General features: G+C 63.9%; 23 protein-coding genes. 8 read left to right on the top strand and 15 right to left on the bottom strand.

Translation table 11 applies throughout. The annotated features are described in order from the left end of the window. Window positions 1–14 precede the first annotated feature (14 nt). The 4 genes from ACFPQ5_RS15050 to ACFPQ5_RS15065 all read right to left on the bottom strand — a co-directional run bounded on the left by ACFPQ5_RS15050 (window position 15) and on the right by ACFPQ5_RS15065 (window position 5,073). Window positions 15–1,829 carry an ABC transporter permease gene (locus ACFPQ5_RS15050; protein ID WP_379757129.1) on the bottom strand — a complete coding sequence of 605 codons (1,815 nt, stop codon included), beginning with the start codon at window positions 1,827–1,829 and terminating at the stop codon, window positions 15–17. A gap of 71 nt (window positions 1,830–1,900) precedes the next feature. Beyond that, window positions 1,901–2,992 carry an ABC transporter substrate-binding protein gene (locus ACFPQ5_RS15055; RefSeq protein WP_379757133.1) on the bottom strand — a complete coding sequence of 364 codons (1,092 nt, stop codon included), beginning with the start codon at window positions 2,990–2,992 and terminating at the stop codon, window positions 1,901–1,903. Between the two features lie 43 nt (window positions 2,993–3,035). Beyond that, window positions 3,036–3,989, bottom strand: a complete 954-nt coding sequence (locus ACFPQ5_RS15060; protein ID WP_379757136.1) for a tripartite tricarboxylate transporter substrate binding protein — start codon at window positions 3,987–3,989, stop codon at window positions 3,036–3,038. A gap of 22 nt (window positions 3,990–4,011) precedes the next feature. Then, window positions 4,012–5,073, bottom strand: coding sequence for a porin (locus ACFPQ5_RS15065; RefSeq protein ID WP_379757139.1), 1,062 nt, complete (start codon window positions 5,071–5,073; stop codon window positions 4,012–4,014). A gap of 144 nt (window positions 5,074–5,217) precedes the next feature. On the opposite strand from ACFPQ5_RS15065, the gene ACFPQ5_RS15070 reads away from it, so the two are divergent. The 3 genes from ACFPQ5_RS15070 (at window position 5,218) to ACFPQ5_RS15080 (ending at window position 7,644) form a co-directional block, all read left to right on the top strand. Beyond that, window positions 5,218–5,910: a response regulator gene (locus ACFPQ5_RS15070; protein WP_379757142.1), complete on the top strand. Its 693-nt coding sequence runs from the start codon at window positions 5,218–5,220 to the stop codon at window positions 5,908–5,910. A gap of 4 nt (window positions 5,911–5,914) precedes the next feature. Further along, window positions 5,915–7,378 carry a sensor histidine kinase gene (locus ACFPQ5_RS15075; RefSeq protein ID WP_379757145.1) on the top strand — a complete coding sequence of 488 codons (1,464 nt, stop codon included), beginning with the start codon at window positions 5,915–5,917 and terminating at the stop codon, window positions 7,376–7,378. Window positions 7,379–7,440: 62 nt separating this feature from the next. Beyond that, entirely contained in the window at window positions 7,441–7,644 is a 204-nt protein-coding gene (locus ACFPQ5_RS15080) for a hypothetical protein (RefSeq protein ID WP_379757148.1), read from the top strand. On the opposite strand, the gene ACFPQ5_RS15085 is transcribed toward ACFPQ5_RS15080, so the two are convergent. Next, the gene (locus tag ACFPQ5_RS15085) at window positions 7,645–8,973 is read right to left on the bottom strand and encodes a homoserine dehydrogenase (RefSeq protein ID WP_379757151.1); all 1,329 of its coding nucleotides are present in this window, start codon (window positions 8,971–8,973) and stop codon (window positions 7,645–7,647) included. It abuts the gene before it with no gap. Window positions 8,974–8,989: 16 nt separating this feature from the next. Next, window positions 8,990–10,216, bottom strand: coding sequence for a pyridoxal phosphate-dependent aminotransferase (locus tag ACFPQ5_RS15090; protein WP_379757155.1), 1,227 nt, complete (start codon window positions 10,214–10,216; stop codon window positions 8,990–8,992). 166 nt (window positions 10,217–10,382) lie between these two features. On the opposite strand from ACFPQ5_RS15090, the gene ACFPQ5_RS15095 reads away from it, so the two are divergent. The 3 genes from ACFPQ5_RS15095 (at window position 10,383) to ACFPQ5_RS15105 (ending at window position 13,399) form a co-directional block, all read left to right on the top strand. Then, complete coding sequence (locus ACFPQ5_RS15095) at window positions 10,383–10,766, top strand: Mth938-like domain-containing protein (protein ID WP_379757158.1); 384 nt, start codon at window positions 10,383–10,385, stop codon at window positions 10,764–10,766. A gap of 163 nt (window positions 10,767–10,929) precedes the next feature. Next, window positions 10,930–11,400 (top strand): peroxiredoxin, encoded by a 471-nt coding sequence (locus ACFPQ5_RS15100; RefSeq protein WP_379757161.1) that lies wholly within the window; start codon window positions 10,930–10,932, stop codon window positions 11,398–11,400. 217 nt (window positions 11,401–11,617) lie between these two features. Further along, entirely contained in the window at window positions 11,618–13,399 is a 1,782-nt protein-coding gene (locus tag ACFPQ5_RS15105) for a PhoH family protein (RefSeq protein ID WP_379757164.1), read from the top strand. 57 nt (window positions 13,400–13,456) lie between these two features. On the opposite strand, the gene ACFPQ5_RS15110 is transcribed toward ACFPQ5_RS15105, so the two are convergent. From ACFPQ5_RS15110 to rpsF, 8 genes are all read right to left on the bottom strand, one after another. After that, complete coding sequence (locus ACFPQ5_RS15110; protein ID WP_379757167.1) at window positions 13,457–16,159, bottom strand: bifunctional diguanylate cyclase/phosphodiesterase; 2,703 nt, start codon at window positions 16,157–16,159, stop codon at window positions 13,457–13,459. Window positions 16,160–16,292: 133 nt separating this feature from the next. Beyond that, window positions 16,293–17,303 carry an inorganic phosphate transporter gene (locus ACFPQ5_RS15115; RefSeq protein WP_136219828.1) on the bottom strand — a complete coding sequence of 337 codons (1,011 nt, stop codon included), beginning with the start codon at window positions 17,301–17,303 and terminating at the stop codon, window positions 16,293–16,295. A gap of 21 nt (window positions 17,304–17,324) precedes the next feature. Next, the gene (locus tag ACFPQ5_RS15120; RefSeq protein WP_136219827.1) at window positions 17,325–17,951 is read right to left on the bottom strand and encodes a DUF47 domain-containing protein; all 627 of its coding nucleotides are present in this window, start codon (window positions 17,949–17,951) and stop codon (window positions 17,325–17,327) included. Between the two features lie 76 nt (window positions 17,952–18,027). Beyond that, entirely contained in the window at window positions 18,028–19,413 is a 1,386-nt protein-coding gene (locus tag ACFPQ5_RS15125) for a replicative DNA helicase (protein ID WP_379757171.1), read from the bottom strand. A 128-nt stretch (window positions 19,414–19,541) separates the two neighbouring features. Continuing rightward, complete coding sequence (gene rplI / locus ACFPQ5_RS15130) at window positions 19,542–19,994, bottom strand: 50S ribosomal protein L9 (RefSeq protein ID WP_136219825.1); 453 nt, start codon at window positions 19,992–19,994, stop codon at window positions 19,542–19,544. A gap of 36 nt (window positions 19,995–20,030) precedes the next feature. Continuing rightward, window positions 20,031–20,321, bottom strand: a complete 291-nt coding sequence (rpsR, locus tag ACFPQ5_RS15135; protein WP_056332995.1) for a 30S ribosomal protein S18 — start codon at window positions 20,319–20,321, stop codon at window positions 20,031–20,033. A 41-nt stretch (window positions 20,322–20,362) separates the two neighbouring features. Then, a complete protein-coding gene (priB, locus tag ACFPQ5_RS15140; RefSeq protein ID WP_379757174.1) occupies window positions 20,363–20,656 on the bottom strand; it encodes a primosomal replication protein N in 294 nt (97 codons plus the stop codon). Between the two features lie 29 nt (window positions 20,657–20,685). Beyond that, window positions 20,686–21,072 (bottom strand): 30S ribosomal protein S6, encoded by a 387-nt coding sequence (rpsF, locus tag ACFPQ5_RS15145; protein WP_136219823.1) that lies wholly within the window; start codon window positions 21,070–21,072, stop codon window positions 20,686–20,688. 294 nt (window positions 21,073–21,366) lie between these two features. Between rpsF and ACFPQ5_RS15150 the strand changes: the two genes are divergently transcribed. After that, complete coding sequence (locus tag ACFPQ5_RS15150) at window positions 21,367–21,615, top strand: DUF6289 family protein (protein WP_379757177.1); 249 nt, start codon at window positions 21,367–21,369, stop codon at window positions 21,613–21,615. A 159-nt stretch (window positions 21,616–21,774) separates the two neighbouring features. Further along, on the top strand, window positions 21,775–22,410 hold the full coding sequence (lexA, locus tag ACFPQ5_RS15155; protein WP_379757180.1) for a transcriptional repressor LexA: 636 nt from the start codon (window positions 21,775–21,777) through the stop codon (window positions 22,408–22,410). An 80-nt stretch (window positions 22,411–22,490) separates the two neighbouring features. Here the strand turns inward: lexA and ACFPQ5_RS15160 are convergent, their stop codons facing one another. Next, window positions 22,491–23,255, bottom strand: a complete 765-nt coding sequence (locus ACFPQ5_RS15160; protein ID WP_379757183.1) for an SEL1-like repeat protein — start codon at window positions 23,253–23,255, stop codon at window positions 22,491–22,493.

A 23,255-nucleotide genomic window follows, 5' to 3' on the forward strand; every position in this document is an offset into this window, starting at 1 on the left:
ATGTCTCGTAGTGTTTAGTTGTGAAGCTTGACGCCGAAGCGCAGCGCGATGCCCAGGCCGATCGCGACCAGGGTGATGTTGATGAACGAGAGCGCCGCCACCAGGTCGGTCGAGCCGCCGGCCCATAGCGACACCAGCATCGCGCCGATCACTTCGGTGCCCGGCGAGAGCAGATACACGCCGGTCGAGTATTCGCGTTCGAAAATCAGGAACACCATCAGCCAGCCGCCCAGCACCCCGTACTTGATCAGCGGGAGCGTGACGTCGCGCGTGACCTGGCCGCGCGTCGCGCCGACCGCGCGCGCCGCCTCTTCCAGTTCCGGTCCGACCTGCAGCAGCGCGGTCGAGATCAGGCGCATGCCGTAGGCTAGCCAGACCACGGAATAGGCCAGCCACAGCGCGAAGATGGTCGAGCGCAGCGCGCGCAGTTGCGGAATCAGGTTGGCCGAGAGCCAGGCGGCCACCGGGTTGTCCAGCCCCTGCAGCATGCCGTCCAGCCAGCTCGGTACGAACAGGAAGACCCACAGGAAGGAGAGACCGGCCAGCAGGCCCGGCACCGCGCGCGGCACCAGCACGCTGTAGTCGAGCAGGCGGGTGATGCCGTCGGGTTTGCGGTGCATGGCCAGCGCGATGCCGGTGTAGCAGACCACGGCCAGCGCGCCGCCGATCACGCCGATCAGCACCGTGTTCAGGATGCCGCGCATCAGCGAGTGCTGTTCGAGGATGTCGCGGAAGTGCTGCAGGGTCAGCACGTCCTTCAGCTGCACGCCTTCGCCCCAGTACTGGACGAAAGAGCGCAGCACGATGCCCGACAGCGGCAACACCACCGTGATCATCACCCAGCCGCCCAGGAGCGCGAGCGCTAGCCATTTCCAGCGGCCCAGGGCCATCGGCTTCTGGCGCGCGCCCTTGCCCTTGATCGAGACGTATTTGTTCGCCGTCTTGAGCAGGCGGCGCTGCAGCATCACCAGCGGCATCGTCACCGCCACCAGGCACACGGCCACCGCCGCCATCAGGTGGTACGAAGGCGTACCCAGTTTATTGGTCAGCTTGTACAGGTAGGTCGGCAGCACCAGGTGGCCTTCCGGGTCGCCCAGCACCAGCACCAGGCCGAAGACTTCGAAGCCGAGGAAGAACACCAGCACGCCGGCATAGGCCAGGGCCGGCATGATCATCGGCAGCGAGACGTTGAACATCACCTGCAGCGGCGAGGCGCCCGAGACGCGCGCGGCTTCCTCGACGTCCGAGCCGAGGCTCTTCAATGCCGACGAGGCGTACAGGTAGACGTGCGGGACGTGGGTCAGGCCGGCGATCACGACGATGCTGGCGAAGGAATACACGTTCCAGGGCACGAAGCCGATCAGGTCCTTCACCCAGGTCGAATAGAAGCCCACCGGTCCCATCGAGACCACGTAGCCGAAGCCCATCACCATGGGAGACACGAAGATCGGCACCAGCAGCACCGGCGCGATCCAGCCGCGACCCGGCAGGTCGGTGCGCACCATCAGGAAGGCGAGGATGCCGCCCAGGGGCACGGCGATCGCGGCCAGGCCGGCGGCCAGCACCAGGCCGTTGCGGAAGGCGACGGCGAAGTCGGGATCGTCGAAGATGAAGCGGAAGGCGTCCAGGCCCAGTTCCTTGTCCGGCATGAAGAAGGGCGCGGTCAGGAAGCTCTGGTAGAAGATGAGGATGAGGGGCACGAAGACCGCCAGCACGGTCAGCACGACGACGAGGCCGCGCGGCCAGTTCAGGCGCTTTCCGCGCCTCATAGGCAATGCGGCGGCGCCGTCCGCGGCCGCGTGGGCGCCGGGCAGGGAAACAGTAGACATGGGTGATCCGATCAGGAGAGGGAGAACAGGCAAAGGCGGCAGGCGGACCCGCAGGTCCGCCCCCCCCCCGCTTACTTCTTGCCGGCGGTGTCCTTCCAGTTCTTCAGGAAGGCCATGCGCGCGGCCGGGGCCAGGTATTCCAGCACGTCGGTGCCGACCGGGATCGGCTTGATGTTCTTCTCGCCGACCATCTCGATCAGTTCGGTCGAGGTGGTCTCGCCTTTCACGTCGCCGCGGATCGCGAACAGCTTGGAATCGTTGGCGATGATGGTCTGGCCGCGCTGCGACAGCAGGTAATCCATCCACAGCTTGGCGGCATTCACGTTCTTCGCGCTCTTGTTGATGAACTGGACGCGCGACATGATCAGCGTGTAGTCCTTCGGCAGCACCACGCCCAGCGACGGGTCGGTCTTGGCGCGCACCAGCGCGTACGAACCGAGCACGTTATAGCCGATCAGGTTTTCGCCCGAGGAGATCCGCTCGAGCATGGTGCCGGTCGAGGACTGCACGCGCAGTTTCGCGGTGCCGAAGGCTTGCTGCAGATTCGCGAAATCCTTGTAGTCCTGGGCGTCCTGGGTCATGAACATGAAGCCCACGCCCGACTTCTCGATGTCGTAGCTGGTGACCTTGTCCTTGAACTTCGGCTGCACGATCAGTTTGGCGAAATCGGCGTGGGTCTGCGGCACCTCGGCGCCGGTGACCAGGCGCTTGTTGTAGACGATCGCCGCCGGCTCGAAGGTGGTGCCGTAGGCCATGTCCTTCCACACCGCCCAGCCCGGGATCTTGCCCGCTTCGACCGAGCGGTAAGGCAGCGCATAGCCGCCCGAGGCCAGCTTGATCTGCAGGTCCATCGCCGAGGACCACAGCACGTCGGCGGTGCCGCCGCCGGCCGCCACTTCCGAGATGAAGCGGTTGTAGACTTCGGTCGAATTCATGTCGTTGTATTCGACGGTGATGCCCGGGTAGAGCGCGTTGAAGTCGCGGATCAGGGGCTGCGCGGCCTTGCTGTCGGTCGCGCCGTAGATCACCAGCTTGCCTTCCTTTTTCGCGGCGTCGACGACCTGTTTGTAGTTGGCGGGATAGCCGGCCGGCACCTGGGCCAGCGCCGGGACGGCGCAGGCGGCGAGGATGGCGGCGGCGATCAGGGTCTTGGTTGCGTTCATGTTTGTCTCCGTGTGTGTTGTTGATGCGTGATGTTTTATCCGGCTATCGCACGAGGTGGAATCGTTCGGCTTGCCGGTTGTAGTCGGATACTGCTTGTTTGATGTGGCGGGTAAGTGCGTCGCCGGTCATCGAGAAGGGGTAGAGGCCGGCCTCCTGGCGCAGGCGCGCGTAATCGGGCGAGGCCTGCATGCGGACAAAAGCGTCCACCCAGCGGCGGTAGTCGGCCTCCGCGACGCCCGGCCCCATCCAGACGCCGCGGATCAGGGGCCAGACCACGTCGACGCCCTGCTCGCGCGCGGTCGGCACGTCCTTCAGTACGCCGGGCAGGCGCTGCTCGGCCAGCACGGCCAGGATGCGCACCTTGCCGTCGCCGGCGTACAGCGCGGCTTCGGAGGCGTCGCCCGAGACCACCTGCACGAAGCCGGCCCCCATCGCGGTGAAGCTTTCGCCGCCGCCTTCGAGGGCGACGAAGCGCAGCCGCTTCGGATCGACGCCGGCGTGCTGGGCCAGGATCGCCATCTTGAGCCAGTCCTGGCTGCCGATGGTGCCGGAAACGCCGATCAGCACCGCCTGCGGATCGCGCCGGATGGCGTCGAACAGCGCGCGCAGGCTGCGGTAAGGCGAGTCGGCGCGCACGGCGATCATGCCGTAGTCGGCGCCCACGGCCGCGACCCAGCGCACGTCGTTCGCGGTGGCCTTGCCGAACTTGCCCTGCGCGAGGTTGAGCAGCGAGCCGCCGGAAAAGGCGACCAGCGTGTTCGGCTCGGCGCGCCGCTGCGACACCAGCGTGTGCCAGGCCACCGCTCCGATCCCGCCCGGCATGTAGCTCAACTTCACGTGGGTATCGCGGGCCCCCGCCTCCAGGCCCTTGCGGGCCAGCTTGCAGGTCAGGTCCATCGCGCCGCCCGGCTTCGACGGCACCACGCACTCGGCGTCGAGCGCGTGTGCATTCAAAGCACAGGCGAGCAGAACCAGCGTAACGAGCGTACGCATCATGGCTGCCTCAGTGGACGAGGATTCAGAAGCGGTGCTGGATGCCTGCGGTGACGCCGGTCTGCGAGGTGCCGAAACCGGCATCGTCGCGCGACAGGCCGACCAGCTGCTCGTGCTTGCCCTTCACGTGTGCCGCCGACAGGTACAGGTCGGTGCGCTTGGACAGCGCGTACATGCCGCGCACCACCAGCATGGTCGGGTCGGCGTCCTGGTTGGCCGCGACGTTCTTGACGTTGACGTGGTAGACGGCGCCGGTCAGGGTGACCTTGCCGATGGTGTCGACTACACCCGCCCAGTAGGTGTCGGCGCGCACGTCGGCGGCGTTGGCGCGGCCCTGCTCCTGCTTGTAGCCGCGCATCGCTGCGAAGTAGCTGAAGTTGCCGGTCTTGTAGTTGGCGCCGAGGTGGAAGACACGGGCTTCGTCGCGGCGGCCGGTGGCGGCCACCAGGTTGCTGTTGACCTGCTCGAAGGCGGCCATCAGGCCCAGGCCCGCATGGTTCCAGGCGCCAGCGACCGCATACTTGCGACTGTCGTTGCTGTTGTTCGGCTGTTCGCCCAGGCCGATGCTGGCGCCGTAGCTGAATTCGCCGGTCGTGCCCGAATACTTGATCAGGTTGTCGAACGCGGTCGTCATGCCGTACTTCGACGGGCCGGTGGCCGCGCCCGAGGTGGCCCACGAGTAGTTCGGCGCGAAGCCCATCGGATCGTACTTGATGACGAAGTCGTAAACCGTGGTGAAGGAGCGGCCGATGACGGCGCGGCCGAATTTGCCGTCCAGGCCGACATAGGCCTGGCGCTTGAACAGGGCGCCGTCGGCGGCGCCGGTATCCATCAGGATGCCGCCTTCGAGGCCGAAGATGGCCTTCAGGCCGCCGCCCAGGTCTTCGCTGCCCTTGAAGCCCCAGCGCGAGGTGTTCTTGCCGCCCGAGATCACTTTCACCACGCTGTCGCCGTCGGCATTGGCGTGATTGAGGTACTCGACGCCGGCGTCGATCAGGCCATAGACCTGGACGTTGGTTTGGGCGTGGGCGGCGGTGCCGAGGGAAAGCGCTGCCAGGACGGCGAGCGCGAGCTGGGATTTCTTCATACTATCTCCGATTGTCGTTATGTTTTTGACCTGCTGTGTTCACTATATGTGCGCCTTCCTTTCAATTCGCTTTCAAGACGCACCAGGCCAGTGCACGTGCAAGGCACTGGCCGCCGCGCGCGCTTTGCGCTTACACTTGGCGCCATGCGAATACTGTTAGTCGAAGACCATGTCGAGCTGTCGCACTGGGTATCGAAGGCCCTGCGCGACGCCAACCTCACCGTCGAATGCGCCGCCAACGGCGCGGACGCGGACGCCCTGCTCCATACCCAGGACTACGCGCTGGTGATCCTCGACCTCACCTTGCCGAAGATGGACGGCCTCGACGTGCTGCGCCGCCTGCGCGCGCGTTCCGGCCCGCGCGCGAAGACGCCGGTCCTGATCCTGACCGCGCGCGGCGGACTGGAAGAAAAAGTGCAGGGACTGAACCTGGGTGCGGACGACTACCTGCCCAAGCCCTTCGAACTGGCCGAGCTGGAGGCGCGCGTCAAGGCGCTGCTGCGGCGCAGTGTCGGCAACGAGGCGCTGGTGCACCAATGTGGTGTACTCAGCTTCGACACGGTGACGCGCATGTTCACCTATGGCGGCGAGCCGCTGGCGCTGACGCCGCGCGAGCACGCGGTACTGGAGACGCTGATCGCGCGCCAGGGCCGCGCGGTGTCGAAAGAGAAGCTGTTCGACGAAGTCTTCGCCCTCGACGACGACGCCAACATCGACGCCATCGAGCTCTACATCCACCGGGTGCGCAAGAAGCTCGACAAGCGCCAGGAAGGCGGCGCCGCGATCACTACCTTGCGCGGCATCGGCTACCTGCTGCAGCCGCGCGGCGCGTCCTAGGTCCATGGCCTTGTCCGCGCTGTTGCGACGCCACGCCGGCGGCTCCCAGGCGCTCGGCAGCCTGCGCGGCCAGCTGCTGCGCAGGCTGCTGGTGCCCTTGCTGCTGCTGGTCGCGATCAATTCCGTCTCGCTCTACCGCGATGCGCTGGAAGCGGCCGACATCGCCTACGACCGCTCGCTGCTGGCCTCCACGCGCGCGCTCGCCGAGCGGGTCTCGGTACGCGACGGCAAAGTGGTGGCGGACGTGCCCTACGTCGCCCTCGACAGCTTCGAGACCGACACCCTGGGCCGCATTTTCTACCGCGTCACCGGCCTGCATGGCGAGACCGTGTCGGGCTACCCCGACCTGCCCGCCGTGCCGGCGAACGTGCCGCGCTCCGAACTGTATCCGGCCCTGGTGCGCTTCTACCAGGCCGACTACAACGGCGAGCCGGTGCGCATCGCCGCCCTGCTGCAGCCGGTCTACGACGATTCGATGCGCGGCATCGCCCTGATCCAGGTCGGCGAAACGCTCGACGCGCGGCGCGCGCTGTCGCGGCGCATCCTGGTGAACACGCTGGTGCGCCAGGCGGTGCTGGTGCTGGCGGTGGGCACCCTGGTCTGGTTTGCCGTGCGCCTGGTGCTGCAGCCGCTGATGCGCCTGAAGAACGAGGTGGAGACGCGGCCCGTGTCCGACCTGTCGAACGTCGATCCGGCCATGGTGCACCGTGAAGTGCGCCCGCTGGTGGGCGCCATGAACGGGGCGATGGGACGGCTGCAGCAGCTGATCGCCGGCCAGCGCCGCTTCATCGCCGACGCCTCGCACCAGCTGCGCACGCCGCTCACGGTGCTCAAGACTCAGGCCGAGCTGGCCCTGCGCGAGAACGATCCGGCCGCGATGCGCGAGATCGTGCGCTCGATCGCCGCCACCACCGACTCGGCCGTGCACCTGGCGAACCGGCTCCTGAGCCTGGCGCGCATCGAGCACGGCGGCGACAGCGCGTCCATGGCGCCGGTCTCGCTGCCCGACGTGGTGCGCCAGGTCGGGCTCGAACTGGCCCTGCCGGCGGTGCAAAAATCGGTCGACCTGTCGCTGGATGCGAGCGGCGAGGCGTTGGTGGAGGGCCAGGCCCTGCTGCTGCACGAACTGGTAAGCAACCTGGTCGACAACGCGATCCGCTACACCCCGCCGGGCGGGGCGGTGCTGCTGCGGGTGCTGGAACAGGGAACGGAAGTGCTGCTGGAAGTGGCCGACAGCGGCCCGGGCATTCCGGAATCCGAGCGCGACAAGGTGTTCGCGCCTTTCTACCGCGCCGGGACGGCGCTGGAGAGCAATCCCGGCGGCACCGGCCTCGGCCTGGCGATCGTGCGCGACATCGTCGCGCTGCACCGGGGCACGGTCAGCCTGGGGGCCAGTGCAGAAGGCGGCTTGAAGGTGCTGGTGACGCTGCCGGCGGAAGCTAGAATTGACGCGGATCAACGCGCTTGAGACAGCGCAAGCGGGGCGGCGGTGACGCTCCTTGTGCAGCGCAGCGTGAGTAGAATGCTCGGATGAATTCGCCCAAGCTCCCATCCATCCAGCGCGGCGCGCTCGACGCGCCGTATGACGACATCGAGCATGCGCTGCTCGATCTCACCACCGCTTCGCTCGACGAGGAAGACGGCATGCCCGCCCTCACCGTCGACGAATTCGCACTCGAATTCCTGATCGAGTGCAGTCCCCCGCCCCGGACGGACGGGCGACACCTACGCTAGTTAGCTGAGCGTCTCGAGCCTGATCCGGATCACCTTCCCGACCACGGAACTGAGCGCCTCGATGCGCTCGATGGCGGCATTCACGTTCTTTTCGCGCGTCTGGTGGGTGATCATGATGATGTCGGTGCGGGCGTCGCCGTGCGTTCCCTTCTGCAGCACTGCGTCGATCGAGATGCCGGCGTCGGCCAGGATGCGGGTCAGGTCGGCCATCACGCCGAGCTGGTCGTTCACGTACACGCGCAGGTAGTAGCTGGTCACGATGTCCGCCATCGGCAGGATCGCGACGTCGGTCATCTGGTTCGGCTGGAATGCCAGGTGCGGCACGCGGCAATACGGGTCGACGGTGGCCAGGCGGGTCACGTCGACCAGGTCGGCGATGACGGCGGACGCGGTCGGCTCGGAGCCGGCGCCCTTGCCATAGTAGAGGGTCGAACCGACGGCGTCGGCTTCGACCAGCACCGCGTTCATCGCGCCTTCGACGTTGGCGATCAGGCGCTGCGCCGGGATCAGGGTCGGGTGCACGCGCAGTTCGATGCCTTCGACGCCATCGACGTTGGCGCGGCGCGTGATGCCCAGCAGCTTGATGCGGTAGCCGAGCTGTTCGGCATAGCGGATGTCGTCGGCCTGCAGGGCGCTGATGCCCTCGACGTGGGCCTTGTCGAACTGCACCGGGATGCCGAAGGCGATCGCCGACATGATGGTCAGTTTATGGGCCGCGTCTACGCCCTCGATGTCGAAGGTCGGGTCGAGCTCGGCATACCCGAGTTCCTGCGCGGTTTTCAGGACCTCGGCGAAGTCGAGGCCCTTGTCGCGCATCTCGGACAGGATGAAGTTGGTGGTGCCGTTGATGATGCCGGCCACCGATTCGATGCGGTTGGCGGTCAGGCCTTCGCGCAGCGCCTTGATGATCGGCACGCCGCCGGCGACCGCCGCCTCGAAGGCGACCATGACGCCCTTTTCCTGGGCGGCGGCGAAGATTTCGTTGCCGTGCAGGGCCAACAAAGCCTTGTTGGCCGTGACCACGTGCTTGCCGTTGGCAATGGCTTTCAGCACCAGCTCGCGCGGCAGCTCGTAGCCGCCGATCAGCTCGACGACGATGTCGACGTCGGGGCTGTCCACGACCAGGAAGGGATCGTCGACGATCTGGCAGGCGCCGCCGTTGGCTCCAATGATGCGTGCGGCACGCTCGAGGTTGCGGGCGGCGACCATGGTGATTTCGATGCCGCGTCCGGCGCGGCGGCGAATGTCTTCCTGGTTACGCTGCAGCACGTTGAAGGTGCCGGCACCGACGGTGCCGATGCCGAGGAGGCCAACTTTGATGGGTTTCATGGTCGATAGTGGGTGATTAGCGCGCGTGGCGTCGTCGGTAACCGTCGAGGAAGCGTGCGATGCGTCCGCAGGCATCCGTCAGGTCGTCGGAATTGGGCAGGAACACGAGCCGGAAGTGGTCCGGCGCGTGCCAGTTGAAGCCGGTGCCTTGCACCAGCAAGACCTTTTCCTCGCCCAGCAGTTCGCAGATGAACTGCTGGTCGTCGGCGATCGGATACATCGCCGGGTCCAGGCGCGGGAACATGTAGAGCGCCGCTTTTGGCTTGACGCAGGACACACCCGGAATATCGGTCAGCAGCTTGTGCGCGAGGTCGCGCTGCTTGAGCAGGCGCCCGCCGGGGCCGACCAGGTCGTTGATGCTCTGGTAGCCGCCGAGCGCCGTCTGGATCGCGAACTGCCCGGGGGCGTTCGCGCACAGGCGCATCGAGGCCAGCATGTTCAGCCCCTCGATATAGTCTTTCGCATGGCGTTTTTCGCCCGAGATCACCATCCAGCCGGCGCGGTAGCCGCAGGAGCGGTAATTCTTCGACAGGCCGTTCAGGGTCACGAACAGTACGTCGTCCGCCAGCGAGGCGATCGAATCGTGCTGGTGGCCGTCGTAGAGCACCTTGTCGTAGATTTCGTCGGCGTAGATGATCAGGCTGTGCTGGCGCGCCAGCTCGATGATGTCGAGCAGGACTTCGCGCGGATACAGGGCGCCGGTCGGGTTGTTCGGGTTGATGACGACAATCGCGCGCGTATTCGGCGTGATTTTCTTGCGCATGTCGGCGATGTCGGGCATCCAGCCTGCCCCCTCGTCGCACACGTAGTGCACCGGGGCGCCGCCGGCCAGGCTGACGGCCGCCGTCCACAGCGGGTAGTCGGGCGCCGGCACCAGCACTTCGTCGCCGTTGTTCAGGAGGCCCTGCATCGCCATCACGATCAGTTCCGAGGCGCCGTTGCCCAGGTAGATGTCGTCGATCTTGACGCCGGCGATCTTCTTTTGCTGGGTGTAGTGCATGACCGCCTTGCGCGGCGCGAACATGCCCTTCGAATCGGTATAGCCGGCCGCGCCGTGCATGTTGCGGATCATGTCCTGCATGATCTCGTCGGGCGGATCGAAACCGAACACGGCGAGGTTGCCGATATTGAGCTTGATGATCTTGTGGCCGTCGTCTTCCATCTGGCGCGCCTGCTCGAGCGCCGGGCCGCGGATTTCGTAGCAGACGTCGTCGAGCTTGTTCGATTTCAGAATCGGTCGCAAATGATCACCTTTTTTGTCAAAACGCCCGCCCGCATGTTGCAGTGCGAAAAATACCATTCTGCCGAAAGCTTCAGATTTAAGCAACCTTGGGCCTGCCCGGCGTGCCGGAGCGGCAAACGTGACGGAAAGGTTACAATGGCAGCCCGTTCCGTCGCCTGAATCCGCCATGAAGCTCCATTCCGACAACACCCAACAATACCAGACCGTGACCGGCTACGACGCCTCGGGCGTGGAAATCAATGCCCAGCGTTTCGACTACAGCGTGCTGGTGATGCCCGAAACCCCGCCGCGCCGCTGGGACGTCCAGCGCTTCGAAGACCTGCAGAGTGCCCACTTCGACCAGATCGCCGTGGATGCGCCCGACGTCGTCATCCTCGGCACCGGCGAGCGCCAGCGTTTCGTGCACCCGCGCCTGATCGGCTCGCTGTCGGCGCGCCACATCGGCGTCGAATCGATGGACAGCCAGGCCGCCTGCCGCACCTACAACGTGCTGATGGGCGAAGGCCGCAAGGTGACGCTGGCGCTGATCATCGAGGGCGGCGCGGCCTGAGCCAAAACTTGCTCTATTGAATGCTGGCAGATTGACCCCATATCGAAGCGGCTATTGACATATCGGCATGCCAGGGTGGCATCCGGATGCATGGCCGATTATGATGACAGGGTTGCAGGATGGGTAAACACATCCTGCCCCCTTACCTGTCCAGGAGAATCCCGTGGCCGTCAGCCCCAGCGCAGCAACTGTAGAGAACTTTTCCGCCGCCATGACCGGCGACCAGACCTTCCAGCTCGGCGGGCGTCCGGCCAAGTACACGGTGCTGTATTTCTACCCGAAGGACAATACCCCGGGCTGCACCACGGAGAGCATGGCCTTCCGCGACAAGCATGACGAATTCCTGGCTGCGGGCGCCGAAGTCTACGGCATCAGCCGCGATTCGCTGCGCTCGCACGAGGGCTTCAAATCCAAGCTCGGCCTGCCTTTCGAACTGATCTCCGACCCCGACGAACTGGTGTGCACCCAGTTCGGCGTGATGAAGAATAAGATGATGTACGGCAAGCAAGTCAGGGGGGTCGAGCGCAGTACGTTTGTCGTTGACGCTGCCGGCCGATTGGTGAAAGAATGGCGTGGCGTGAAGGTCAATGATCACGTCGATGAAGTGCTGGAATTTGTGAAGAGCCAGCCCTGAAAAGTTGGCTCCAGTCGATAACTTTGCTGGACGAACCCCGTCATTTTGAGTCAACGCTTTATACACGCATCATTTCAATCCGGCTGCCTGCCTCGCCGTCTCTCTTCGGCCCTGGCCCGCGCCTCGCTGTACTTCCAAGTTGCATCTACTCCGCCCGCCGGCCTGTCCCAGACACGCCGGCGCAAGGCGTCCTTCACTTTTTTAGAATGAGAACCTGATGCCACTACCAAAAATGCCTACCAAGCCGGCCACCCTGCTGCCGGTGAACGAATACCCGAAAGCCGAACCCGGCAAATCCACCGTGCGCGCGGTCGCCGCAGCGCCGGTCGAAGCCGATCCCGTCGAAGACCTGATCAGCGGCAAGGCAGTCCCCGCCGCCAAGTCCACCCGCGCCCGCAAGGGCAAGGCCGCGCCCCTGGCCGCGGTGCCCGCGCCGAAAGGCGAAACGCAGACCTGGCCGGCGCGTGCCGAGACCGGCACTGTCGCCAAGCTCAAGGAAACCGACATCGCCGAGCCGCATCCGGCCAAGCACAAGCCGGTCGAAGTCAACGTCAAGTCCTCGACCAGCCGCCGCGCCGACAAGTCCGGCCGTACCAAGGTCTTCGTGCTCGACACCAACGTGCTGATGCACGACCCGACCTGCCTGTTCCGTTTCGAGGAACACGACGTCTACCTGCCGATGATGACGCTCGAGGAACTCGACGACCACAAGAAAGGCATGTCGGAAGTCGCGCGCAATGCCCGCCAGGTCTCGCGCACCCTGGACGCCCTGATCGCCAACATCGACGACGACGCCATCGAGGCCGGCATCGAGCTGGCCAAGCTCGGCAACAAGGATGCGAAGGGCCGCCTGTTCTTCCAGACCAGGCTGCAGAACGGTCCCCTGCTGCCGGAAGGCTTGCCGGTCGGGAAAGCCGACAACCAGATCCTGGGCGTCGTGAAAGCCCTTGCCGCCGAGCAGCCGGACCGCGCCATCGTGCTGGTGTCGAAAGACATCAACATGCGCATCAAGGCGCGCGCGCTGGGCTTGCCGGCCGAGGATTACTTCAACGACCACGTGCTGGAAGACACCGACCTGCTGTACTCGGGCATCGTTCAGCTGCCGGACGATTTCTGGGACAAGCACAGCAAGAACGTCGAATCCTGGCAGGAGAACAAGAACGGTGCGTCAAGCACCTTCTACCGCGTCAACGGCCCCTTCATTCCGAGCCTGCTGACTAACCAGTTCGTTTACCTCGAACCGACCGGCGCCGGCGAAACGCCCTTCTATGCCCAGGTCAAGGAGATCAACGGCAAGACCGCGGTACTGCAAGTGCTGCGCGACTTCAGCCACAGCAAGAACAGCGTCTGGGGCATCACCGCACGCAACCGCGAGCAGAATTTCGCGCTGAATCTCCTGATGAATCCGGAGTGCGACTTCGTCACCCTGCTCGGCCAGGCCGGTACCGGTAAAACCCTGCTGGCCCTGGCGGCGGGTCTGGCGCAGGTGCTGGAAACCAAGCTCTACAACGAGATCATCGTCACCCGCGTGACGGTGCCCGTGGGCGAAGACATCGGCTTCCTGCCGGGTACCGAGGAAGAAAAGATGTCGCCGTGGATGGGCGCGTTCGACGACAACCTGGAAGTGCTGAACAAGTCCGATTCCGACGCCGGCGACTGGGGCCGCGCCGCGACCCAGGACCTGATCCGTTCGCGCATCAAGATCAAGTCGCTCAACTTCATGCGCGGCCGCACCTTTGTGAACAAGTTCCTGATCATCGACGAGGCGCAGAACCTGACGCCGAAGCAGATGAAGACCCTGGTCACGCGCGCCGGTCCCGGCACGAAGATCCTATGCCTGGGCAATATCGCGCAGATCGACACCCCGTATCTCACCGAGGGCTCGAGCGGCCTGACCTATGTGGTCGACCGCTTCAAGGGCTGGTCGCACAGCGGCCACGTGACGCTGGCGCGCGGCGAGCGTTCGCGCCTGGCGGATCACGCGAGCGACGTGTTGTAAGCGTTCCCGCTTTCCTGAAAACCTGCGCGCCGCAAGGCCCGCAGGTTTTTTTTCGCCTCACCGCGCCGTCACCCGCTCCAGTTCGGCCGGCGCCAGCGGGCGCGAAAAATAATAGCCCTGGCCTTCGTCGCAGCCCAGCGTCCTGAGCAGCTGCATCTGCCGCTGGTTCTCGACACCCTCGGCCACGACGCGCATGCCGAGGGCGTGCGCCATCGCGATCATCGAGGCGATCAGGGTGCCGCCTTCCGGATGATCGATGCGCAGCACGAAAGCGCGGTCGATCTTGAGCACGTCGAAACGCAGCTTCTGGAGCTGGGACAGCGAAGAATAGCCGGTGCCGAAGTCGTCGATGCACAGCTTGATCCCCAATGCGCGCAACTGGCGAAACACGGCCGCTTCCCCAAGCCCGTCCTGCATCATCGAGGATTCGGTCACCTCGATTTCCAGCAGGCGCGGGTCGATGCCATAGCGTTCGACCGCGCCCCGAAAGACGGCCAGGATATCGGACTGGACGAACTGGCGCGGCGAGACGTTGACCGAGACCGGCACCAGCGCCGCGCCCTCGCGCGTCCATTCGGCCAGTTGGCGGCACACGCTGTCGAGCACCTGCTCGCCCAGGGGCACGATCAGGCCGGTGTCCTCGGCCAGCTGGATAAAGCGGTCGGGCCCGGTCAAGCCCTGGCCCGGGCGTTGCCAGCGCACCAGGGCCTCCATGCTCGACGTGGCGCCGGCGGCTAGGTCCACGCGTGGCTGGTAATGCACGACGAACTGACGCTCGTCGAGGGCGCGCCGCAATTCCACCTCGGTCTCGAGGCGGCTGCGGATTTCCTCGAACAGGCGCGCTTCGAAAAAGCGGAAGCTGCCCTTGCCTTCCGTTTTGACGGAGTACATCGCGATGTCGGCATGCTTGAGCAAGGTCTCCGCATCTTCGCCATGCTCGGGAAACAGGCTGATCCCGATCGAGGCGCCCAGTACGTGGCTCGCCTGGTGCAGGTGGAAACCGTCGCGGAAGGAAGCCAGCAGGCGTTCAGCCACATGGTCGACGTCCGCAACGTCGTCGATCTGTTCCAGCACGACCACGAATTCGTCGCCGCCCAGGCGCACCACGTGGTCGCGCGGGCGCACCGCGATCTTGAGGCGCTTGCCGACCGTGCGCAGCAGTTCGTCGCCCGCCGCATGGCCGAGCGCGTCGTTGACGGTCTTGAAACCGTCGAGGTCGATGAAGAGCACGGCCAGCCGGCGGCCGCTGCGGCGCGCGCCCTCGATCGCCTGCGGCAGGTAGTGCTGGACCCAGTAACGGTTGGGCAAGCCGGTCAGCTCGTCGGAATTGCTGCGGCGCTCGAGCTCGGTCATGTGCGCCTTGTTTTCGCTGATGTCGCGGATTGTCACGGCGAGGTCGCCGCCGGCGCGGACCGCCTTGTAGTGGATCCAGCGGGCCTTCAAAAGCTGGTCCGGCGCCGCCGGCACCGGCAGCTCGCGGTCGTACACCCCGGTCTCGAGCGCCTCGCACAGCCGCTCGCAGGCCGTGCGGAACAGCGCGCCGCGATAGAACTCGGACAGGCGGTGTCCGATCAGCTGCATCGGATGCTTGCCGAACATGTCGGCGCCGAACTGGTTGCAGTCGACGATTTCGAAATCGTGCACGACGCCGTGCAAATCGTACAGGGGGCGGTTGATGAAGAAGCCTTCTCCCGCCTCCTCGGTTGCCAGGCGGTAGGTCGAGCGGATCGTCTCGATCTGGTGCTGCTTCCACTTCGCATGCACATAGAAACTGCTGGCCAGCATGGCCGCGAGCATCAGCCAGGCCGTGTTCCACCAGGCGCTGGCCAGGGCCGCGTCGCGGTGGGCACGGAACGGCGCCATGGCCGCGTATTCGTCGACGCCGACGATGCCGACCAGGTCGAGGTCGGGAAAAGGCCGCCAGCCGGCCACGCGCGCGCGCCCGTCGGCGAACCAGCGCGCGCCGTCGAGCCGGGCCACGCCCGCCGGGCTCTCCCCCGGCACCGGCGCCAGCAGGAAAGGCGTTTTATAGGTATGGACGGTGCCGCCGCGGCGCGTGGCCATGAGGGTGCCGTCGTGGCGCGCCAGGCCGACGAAGCCGTGCTCGGCCAGGATGGGTTCGGCATAGTGCTGCGTGAAAAACGACGGCAGCACCGAGACCAGCACGATGCCGTCGAATTGCCCGTCGTTCGACGGCAGGCGGCGCGAGAAAGCGATGACTTCCCGGTTCGACAGCTGGCCGTCCAGCGGTCCGCTCAGGTACAGCTTGTCGCCGGCCGCGCGTTGCTGCTCGGTGAAGTAGAGCTTGTCGCCCAGATACCTGCCGGCGGCGCCCGGACGCGTGCTGGTGAGGACGATGCCATTGCGGTCGACGATCGCCACGGCGGAGATGTATTGCTGGGAAAAGACCCCGGCCTCCATCGTGCCTTCCAGCTGCAGGCGCCGGCCCGACACGGCCCAGTCGTGGCGCAGGAGCAGCAGGATGCGGTCGGTGTCGCCGATCGAGCGGCGGGTACGGATGACCAGGCTGCGCGCATAGGCGTCGACCTGCTGCTCCAGCTCGGCCTGCCGGTCGCGCTGTTCGTGCTTCAGGTCGAGCAGGACGTAGCTCCACAGCACGATAATCGCGGCCAGCGCGAGCGCCGGCCACACCAGCAGCAGGGGCAGCCGCTGGCGCAGGAAGGCCAGGAAAGGCCGCAGGCGGCCGAGCGCCCGGGTCCAGCTTGCGGCCGGCATCGCCTTGTCGATGTGCAGGTCCATCCGAACTCCAGCTTCAGGGACAGCGTGGATCAGAGTATGACACGGCGCCCCGCCGCCGCTGACGTATGCGCGCCGCATTGCGCAATAAAAAAAGCCCGGCAGTGCCGGGCTTTTTTTAGGTGCAACAAGCAGCTTACATGATGTGGCGGCCGATCCACCAGGCAATCGCCGCCATGAAGGCCGACGCCGGGATGGTGAAGATCCATGCCCACACGATGTTGCCCGCCACGCCCCAGCGCACAGCCGAGGCTTTTTGCGAGGCGCCCACGCCGACGATGGCGCCGGTGATGGTGTGGGTGGTCGAGACCGGGATGCCCCAGAAGCTCGCCATCAGCAGGGTCATGGCGCCGCCGGTTTCGGCGCAGAAGCCGCCCACCGGTTTCAGCTTGGTGATCTTCTGGCCCATGGTTTTGACGATGCGCCAGCCGCCGAACAGCGTGCCGAAGCTGATCGCCGCATAGCAGGAGATGATGACCCAGGCCGGCGGGTGCGCGTCCGTCGGGCTGACGTGGCCAGCGGCGATCAGCAACATCCAGATGATGCCCATGGTCTTTTGCGCGTCGTTGCCGCCGTGGCCCAGCGAGTAGCCGGCTGCCGACACCAGCTGCAGGCGGCGGAACCAGACGTCGACTTTGCGCGGTGTCGATTTCACGAAGATCCAGGACACCAGCAGCATGATGATCGAGCCGAGCACGAAGCCGAGCATCGGAGCGACCACGATGAAGATGACGGTCTTCCACAGGCCTGCCGCGACCAGCGCGCCGGTGCCCGACTTGGCCACTGCCGCGCCGACCAGGCCGCCAATCAGCGCGTGCGAGGACGAGGACGGGATGCCGTAGTACCAGGTGATGATGTTCCAGACGATGGCCCCGACCAGGGCCCCGAAGATCACGTAATGGTCGACCACGTGCGGGTCGATCGTGCCCTTGCCGATCGTCTGCGCCACCTTCATGCTGACCACGAAAATGGCGATGAAGTTGAAGAAGGCGGCCATGGCGACGGCCGATTGCGGTTTCAGCACCCCGGTCGAGACGACGGTCGCGATCGCGTTCGCCGAATCGTGGAAGCCGTTCATGAAGTCGAACACCAGCGCGAGCAGCACCAGCAAACCCAGCACGTAAATGCTGATAGTTAAATGTTCCATAATTATTCTTGTTGTGGAAGCTTACGCGTTCTCGACGATGATGCCTTCGATGATGTTCGCCACGTCTTCGCAGCGGTCGGTGACGGTCTCGAGGATCTCGTAGATCGCCTTCATCTTGATCAGGTTGCGCACGTCCGGCTCGTCGCGGAACAGTTTCGACATCGCGGCGCGCATCACGTGGTCGGCGTCCGATTCCAGGCGGTCGATTTCTTCGCAGATGGCGACGATCTTCTGGGCGTTGCCCATGTCGTGCAGCAGGCCGACGGCCGATTGCACCTTCTCGCAGCAGGCCAGGCACAGTTCGGCCAGGCGCTTCGCTTCCGGCGTGACGGCGTGCAGGTCGTACAGGGAGATGGTCTGGGCCGCGTCTTCCATCATGTCGAGGATGTCATCCATGCGCGTGATCAGCTTGTGGATGTCGTCGCGGTCGATCGGGGTGATGAAAGTCTTGTGCAGCAGGTCGACGGTGGCGTAGGTGACTTTGTCCGCCTGCTTTTCGATGCTCTCGACGGCGTGCGTGCGGTTTTCCAGGTCGTCGAAGTTGGTCATCAGGCCGACCATCTCGTGCGCACCCTTCACGCACAGCGCAGCGTGCTGGTTAAACAAATCAAAAAACTTGCCCTCGGTGGGCATCAGGCGTCCAAACATTAATGGTTCTCCGTGTAAAAACTTGGGACTGCAAGGGTGCGCTGCGTAGCAAGCGAAGCAGCGTCACAATATCGGCTTAATCGCCCTGGTAGACGGCGAGGTTACCGCTGTAGTTGCCAAACTTGGTGTACTGGCCGATCCAGGTCAGGCGGATCGCGCCGATCGGACCGTTACGCTGCTTGCCGATGATGATCTCGGCGGTACCTTTATCGGGCGAGTCGGCGTTGTAGACCTCGTCGCGATACAGGAAGATGATCACGTCCGCATCCTGCTCGATTGCGCCCGATTCGCGCAAGTCGGACATCACGGGACGCTTGTTCGGGCGCTGTTCCAGGGAGCGGTTCAGCTGCGACAGTGCGATGACGGGGCAATGCAACTCTTTCGCCAGGCCCTTTAGCGAACGCGAGATCTCGGAAATCTCGGAAGCGCGGTTGTCGCCCGGCTGGCTGCCCTGCATCAGCTGCAGGTAGTCGACGATGATCAGGCCGAGCTTGCCACATTGGCGCGCCAGGCGGCGCGCGCGTGCGCGCATCTCGATCGGGTTCAGCGCCGGCGTCTCGTCGATGTAGAGCTGGGCATCGTTCATCTTCTGGATCGCGTGCGTCAGGCGCGGCCAGTCCTCGTCGTTGAGGCGGCCGGTACGCAGGCGGTGCTGGTCGAGCTGGCCAACCGAACCGAGCATACGCATGGCCAGCTGGGCGCCGCCCATCTCCATCGAGAACACGGCGACCGGCAGGCCCGCTTCGATGGCGACGTTCTCGCCGATGTTCACCGAGAACGCGGTCTTGCCCATCGACGGACGGCCGGCGACGATGACCAGGTCGCCCGGCTGCAGGCCCGAGGTCATCTTGTCGAGGTCGATGAAGCCGGTCGGCACGCCGGTGATCTCGCCCTGGTTTTCGCGAGAATACAGTTCGTCGATGCGCTCGACGACCTGGGTCAGCAGCGGCTGCACGGCGGTCCAGCCCTGGGCGCCGCGCGCGCCCTGCTCGGCGATGGCGAAGATCTTGGATTCGGCTTCGTCAAGCATCTGCTTGACTTCCTTGCCTTGCGGATTGAACGCGTTGCCGGAAATTTCGTCGGCGACGGTGATGAGTTTGCGCAGCACGCCGCGGTCGCGCACGATCTCAGCGTAGCGGCGGATGTTGGCGGCGGACGGCGTGTTCTGGGCCATCGCGTTCAGGTATTGCAGGCCGCCCACGTCGTCGGCCTTGCCGAGCGAGACCATGGCCTCGTAGACCGTAATCACGTCGGCCGGCTTGCCACTGTTAATCAGGCGCACCATCTGTTCGAAGATGATACGGTGGTCGTAGCGATAAAAATCGTCCGCGTGCATGAAGTCGGCAATACGGTCCCAGGCCGCATTGTCGCGCAGGAGGCCGCCGATGACGGACTGTTCTGCTTCGATGGAATGCGGGGGAATGCGCAGCGATTCGATTTGCGGATCTGCGGGGGTATTCATGGCGGGCATTATAACCTTTCCGGTCACACGGCTGAAATAATTGGCGAGTTTCCGGAAATAAAAAAAGCCGGGATAACCCGGCTTTTTCTTTAAAACAACAGCTTACTGACTGTAAACTGCGGACTTACTTAGGCAGCTTCGCCGACGACAGCGATCGTGATTTCCACGACGACGTCGGTGTGCAGCGCGACGGCAACAGGGTGCTCGCCGGTGGTCTTCAGCGGGCCGGTCGGCAGACGCACTTGCGCCTTTTCGACTGCGAAACCTTGCTTGCTCAGGGCTTCGGCGATGTCGAAGTTGGTGACCGAACCGAACAGACGGCCGTCGACGCCGGCTTTCTGTGCGATGGTGATGGTCATGCCGCTCAGCTTGTCGCCCTGGGCTTGCGAAGCAGCCAGCTTTTCAGCAGCAGCTTTTTCCAGCTCGGCGCGCTTGACTTCGAACTCGGCCACAGCGGCCTGGGTTGCACGGCGGGCCATCTTTTGCGGGATCAGGAAGTTACGTGCGTAACCGTCCTTGACCTTGACCACGTCGCCCAGGTTGCCGACGTTAACAACTTTTTCCAAAAGGATAACTTGCATATTTTTCTCCAGGATGTTCTGAACTGACAGCCGCGATTAGGCGTTGTGCAGGTCGGTGTACGGCAGCAGCGCGAGGTAGCGTGCGCGCTTGATCGCGGTGTCGACCTGGCGCTGGTAGTGCGCCTTGGTGCCGGTCAGACGTGCCGGCATGATCTTGCCGTTTTCCTGGACGAAGTCCTTCAGGGTGTCGACGTCTTTGTAATCGACCTGTTCCACGTTTGCAGCGGTGAAGCGGCAGAACTTCTTACGCTTGAACAGCGGGTTCTGCTGTTTGCGCTTGAGTTTTTCTTTAGCCTTGTTTTTGTCGAACTTTTTACCGAATGCCATTTTGAGGCTCCTGTATATCTAAAAGGTGGGCCGCTAGGTAATTAAGCGGCAGCACTGAAATCAATGATGTGAAACACCAGGGCTTTGCTGTTGCGATTCTTCCTGGCCAGAAATCCCGTGAACTGGTGCGCGGCGCCCAGCTCTGCTGCTGCGAAACGGCCCGAAATTTCTCCCGCGGCGAACGCGGCGATTTCAAACTGGACCTGTCTCTCCACTCCTGCCTCGACCTGCTGCGAATTGTGCATCAGGATTGCCGAGACGACCGGCACGCCGGCGGGGGTGTAGCGCAGTACGTCGCGTTCAGCAATCGTCGCGACGACTTGAAGCTGGTTCACTAGGAGTTCACGATTCCTGGCAGAAGAATTCAGGCAGCGGCGGCCGGGGCAGCAGCCGGGGCTTCTGCGCGGTGGCTCTTGGCTGCGTCTTCGCGCTGGACCGACTTCATCATTGGCGATGGAGCGGTTTCAGCTTTCTTCATCTTCACGGTCAGGTGACGCAGCACGGCATCATTGAACTTGAATGCGGTTTCCAGCTCGACCAGGGTCTCGTTGTCGCACTCGATGTTCATGCAGATGTAGTGTGCCTTCGGCAGCTTCTGGATCTGGTAAGCCATCTGGCGACGGCCCCAGTCTTCCACGCGATGGATGTTACCGCCGCGGCTCGTCACCGTGGTCTTGTAACGCTCGATCATCGCCGGGACTTGCTCGCTTTGGTCCGGGTGGACGATAAAAACGATTTCATAATGACGCATGCAACACTCCTTGAGGACGTTTAAACAAATGCCCACCTCGGCGTCAAGACGAGTGTGGGAAGGGAAAGCCGGCAATTATAACGCGACTTCGAGCGCAGCACAATCACCCTAGGGGCAGGCAGCAGGGGCCAGGTACTTCTGTACGCCAGAGCTAAGCGTATAACCCTGCATGGATAAAATTTGCAAGTTTGTTGATTTAACATTTTAACTATGCCAACTTTCCTTGTCGCAACTTTGCGACTGGGATCAAATGTGCGTTTCAGACCTAACTTCATCATTTTAAGAAAGAATGACATGAAACTGAAAAAAGCTTCCCTGATCGGTGCAGCGCTGGCCTTCGTCGCCGCTGCCGCCTATGCAGCGCCGCCGTACGGCTACACGAATATTTACTATAGCGATGCAACATACTCGGTCGAGGTGGGCCACGCTGAATTCACCTGTTCCGGCCGGTGGTATCGATCTGGTGAAGAAACGGACTATTTCGTCAGGACGAACGAAAACCAATGCCGCTGGGGCGGCTGGGACCTCGATCCCTGGGGCTGATACATAGGTAATATGTAGGTAATCGAAGAGCATACGTTGGCTTGACCCGACGTATGCTCGCGATGAACAGCTTAAATTGCCTGCACTTGAAAGTATCACTTGCAAATCCACGAATACTGTACAAAAATACAGTCTGAATCATTAACCCGTGGTAGATCCATGCTCAAGCTCACTGCAAGGCAAGAACAGATCCTGAACCTGATCAAGGAAGCGATCGACAATACCGGCTTCCCGCCGACCCGCGCCGAAATCGCCAAAGAGTTGGGCTTCAAGTCGGCCAACGCCGCCGAGGAACACCTGCAGGCTCTGGCCCGCAAAGGCGCCATCGAGATCGTTTCGGGCACTTCGCGCGGCATCCGCCTGATCGGCGCCTCCACGCCGGAACCGGTGCCGCACGTGCCGGCCGCCCTCCTGATGTCGCTGCCGCTGGTCGGCCGCGTCGCCGCCGGCTCGCCGATTCTGGCCCAGGAACACGTCGAGGCCACCTACAACGTCGACCCGGCCATGTTCGGCGCCCGCCCCGATTTCCTGCTGAAAGTACGCGGCTGGTCGATGCGCGACGCCGGCATCATGGATGGCGACTTCCTCGCCGTCAAAAAGATCGACAGCGCCAAGAATGGCCAGATCGTCGTCGCCCGTCTCGGCGAAGACGTCACCGTCAAGCGCTACCGCAAGACCGGCGACACGATCGAGCTGCTGCCGGAAAACCCGGACTTCAAGGTCATCCGCGTGGAACCGGGCGACGAGTTCGCGCTCGAAGGCCTGGCGGTTGGCTTGATGCGCAGCTGGCACTGACCGGCGCATTCGACCTGCACACCGGATCGCTGCATCGGATCATAAAAAAAGCCGCTTACGCGGCTTTTTTACGTCCCGGTTTATTTCCCGGTCTGGCTGTAATTGCTCCTGCGCGCATCGATCTCGCGTTGGCGCTCGGCCGAAGGACCAGCGTCGATGATCGCCTTGTGTTCCTTGACGTAGGCTTCGGTCGCGCTGCGCCAGGCGGCAACGTCGGCGAGGACCAGCTTGGCACTTACCTTGGCCTCTTCCACCAGGTTTTCCTGCACCGTCGCCAGATAGGTCTTGGCGCGTTCGGTCTCTGACGCGTTCATGAGCTTCACGACATCGGCGGGAATGCGCTTGACGAGGGGCGAGGAGGCGTTCATGTTTTCGACGAAACCGTTGTAGCAGGCTTGCCAGTTGGAGATGGCCGCCGACACCCGCTCGATCTCGTCGGGCTGCTTGGAGATGGCCGGGATCCGGGGCGCGGGACAGTAATACTTTCCGCTTTTCAGCTCGGCTCCATCGTATTTGCCTACCCAATAATCGATGTCGGCGCGCCGCTCCACGCGCTGCTGCATGACGACCAGGGAGCTGGCGGCCACCGCATTGCCTTTGGCGGCCGCCTTGCGGAACCATGCCTCGGCCTTGGCCTCGTCCACGGCGCCCGCTTCGCCGTACCAGTACATCTGGCCCAATTGCTGCTGGGCGTCGACGTTGCCGGCATTGGCCAGCCTGGTGTACAGCGCGAGGGCTTCCGGATATTTTTTCTGCTCGAACAAGGCGTTGGCAGCGGCGAGATCGTTCGCGGCGCTGACGGGCAAGCTCGCGAACAGGACGGCACAAAACAGGAATTTTTTCAT

Source organism: Massilia suwonensis (genome assembly GCF_042655665.1).
In the GTDB taxonomy this organism is placed as follows: domain Bacteria; phylum Pseudomonadota; class Gammaproteobacteria; order Burkholderiales; family Burkholderiaceae_D; genus Telluria; species Telluria suwonensis.

Bases quoted from the DNA above. Each gene is read 5' to 3' on its own strand.
- ACFPQ5_RS15125 (WP_379757171.1), bottom strand. From the start codon at position 19,413: ATGAATACCCCCGCAGATCCGCAAATCGAATCGCTGCGCATTCCCCCG.
- ACFPQ5_RS15105 (WP_379757164.1), top strand. From the start codon at position 11,618: ATGCCACTACCAAAAATGCCTACCAAGCCGGCCACCCTGCTGCCGGTG.
- ACFPQ5_RS15115 (WP_136219828.1), bottom strand. From the start codon at position 17,303: ATGGAACATTTAACTATCAGCATTTACGTGCTGGGTTTGCTGGTGCTG.
- ACFPQ5_RS15055 (WP_379757133.1), bottom strand. From the start codon at position 2,992: ATGAACGCAACCAAGACCCTGATCGCCGCCGCCATCCTCGCCGCCTGC.
- ACFPQ5_RS15120 (WP_136219827.1), bottom strand. From the start codon at position 17,951: ATGTTTGGACGCCTGATGCCCACCGAGGGCAAGTTTTTTGATTTGTTT.
- ACFPQ5_RS15095 (WP_379757158.1), top strand. From the start codon at position 10,383: ATGAAGCTCCATTCCGACAACACCCAACAATACCAGACCGTGACCGGC.
- ACFPQ5_RS15075 (WP_379757145.1), top strand. From the start codon at position 5,915: ATGGCCTTGTCCGCGCTGTTGCGACGCCACGCCGGCGGCTCCCAGGCG.
- ACFPQ5_RS15150 (WP_379757177.1), top strand. From the start codon at position 21,367: ATGAAACTGAAAAAAGCTTCCCTGATCGGTGCAGCGCTGGCCTTCGTC.
- lexA (WP_379757180.1), top strand. From the start codon at position 21,775: ATGCTCAAGCTCACTGCAAGGCAAGAACAGATCCTGAACCTGATCAAG.
- ACFPQ5_RS15110 (WP_379757167.1), bottom strand. From the start codon at position 16,159: ATGGACCTGCACATCGACAAGGCGATGCCGGCCGCAAGCTGGACCCGG.
- ACFPQ5_RS15160 (WP_379757183.1), bottom strand. From the start codon at position 23,255: ATGAAAAAATTCCTGTTTTGTGCCGTCCTGTTCGCGAGCTTGCCCGTC.
- ACFPQ5_RS15080 (WP_379757148.1), top strand. From the start codon at position 7,441: ATGAATTCGCCCAAGCTCCCATCCATCCAGCGCGGCGCGCTCGACGCG.
- ACFPQ5_RS15060 (WP_379757136.1), bottom strand. From the start codon at position 3,989: ATGATGCGTACGCTCGTTACGCTGGTTCTGCTCGCCTGTGCTTTGAAT.
- ACFPQ5_RS15050 (WP_379757129.1), bottom strand. From the start codon at position 1,829: ATGTCTACTGTTTCCCTGCCCGGCGCCCACGCGGCCGCGGACGGCGCC.
- ACFPQ5_RS15070 (WP_379757142.1), top strand. From the start codon at position 5,218: ATGCGAATACTGTTAGTCGAAGACCATGTCGAGCTGTCGCACTGGGTA.
- rpsF (WP_136219823.1), bottom strand. From the start codon at position 21,072: ATGCGTCATTATGAAATCGTTTTTATCGTCCACCCGGACCAAAGCGAG.
- rplI (WP_136219825.1), bottom strand. From the start codon at position 19,994: ATGCAAGTTATCCTTTTGGAAAAAGTTGTTAACGTCGGCAACCTGGGC.
- rpsR (WP_056332995.1), bottom strand. From the start codon at position 20,321: ATGGCATTCGGTAAAAAGTTCGACAAAAACAAGGCTAAAGAAAAACTC.
- ACFPQ5_RS15085 (WP_379757151.1), bottom strand. From the start codon at position 8,973: ATGAAACCCATCAAAGTTGGCCTCCTCGGCATCGGCACCGTCGGTGCC.
- ACFPQ5_RS15065 (WP_379757139.1), bottom strand. From the start codon at position 5,073: ATGAAGAAATCCCAGCTCGCGCTCGCCGTCCTGGCAGCGCTTTCCCTC.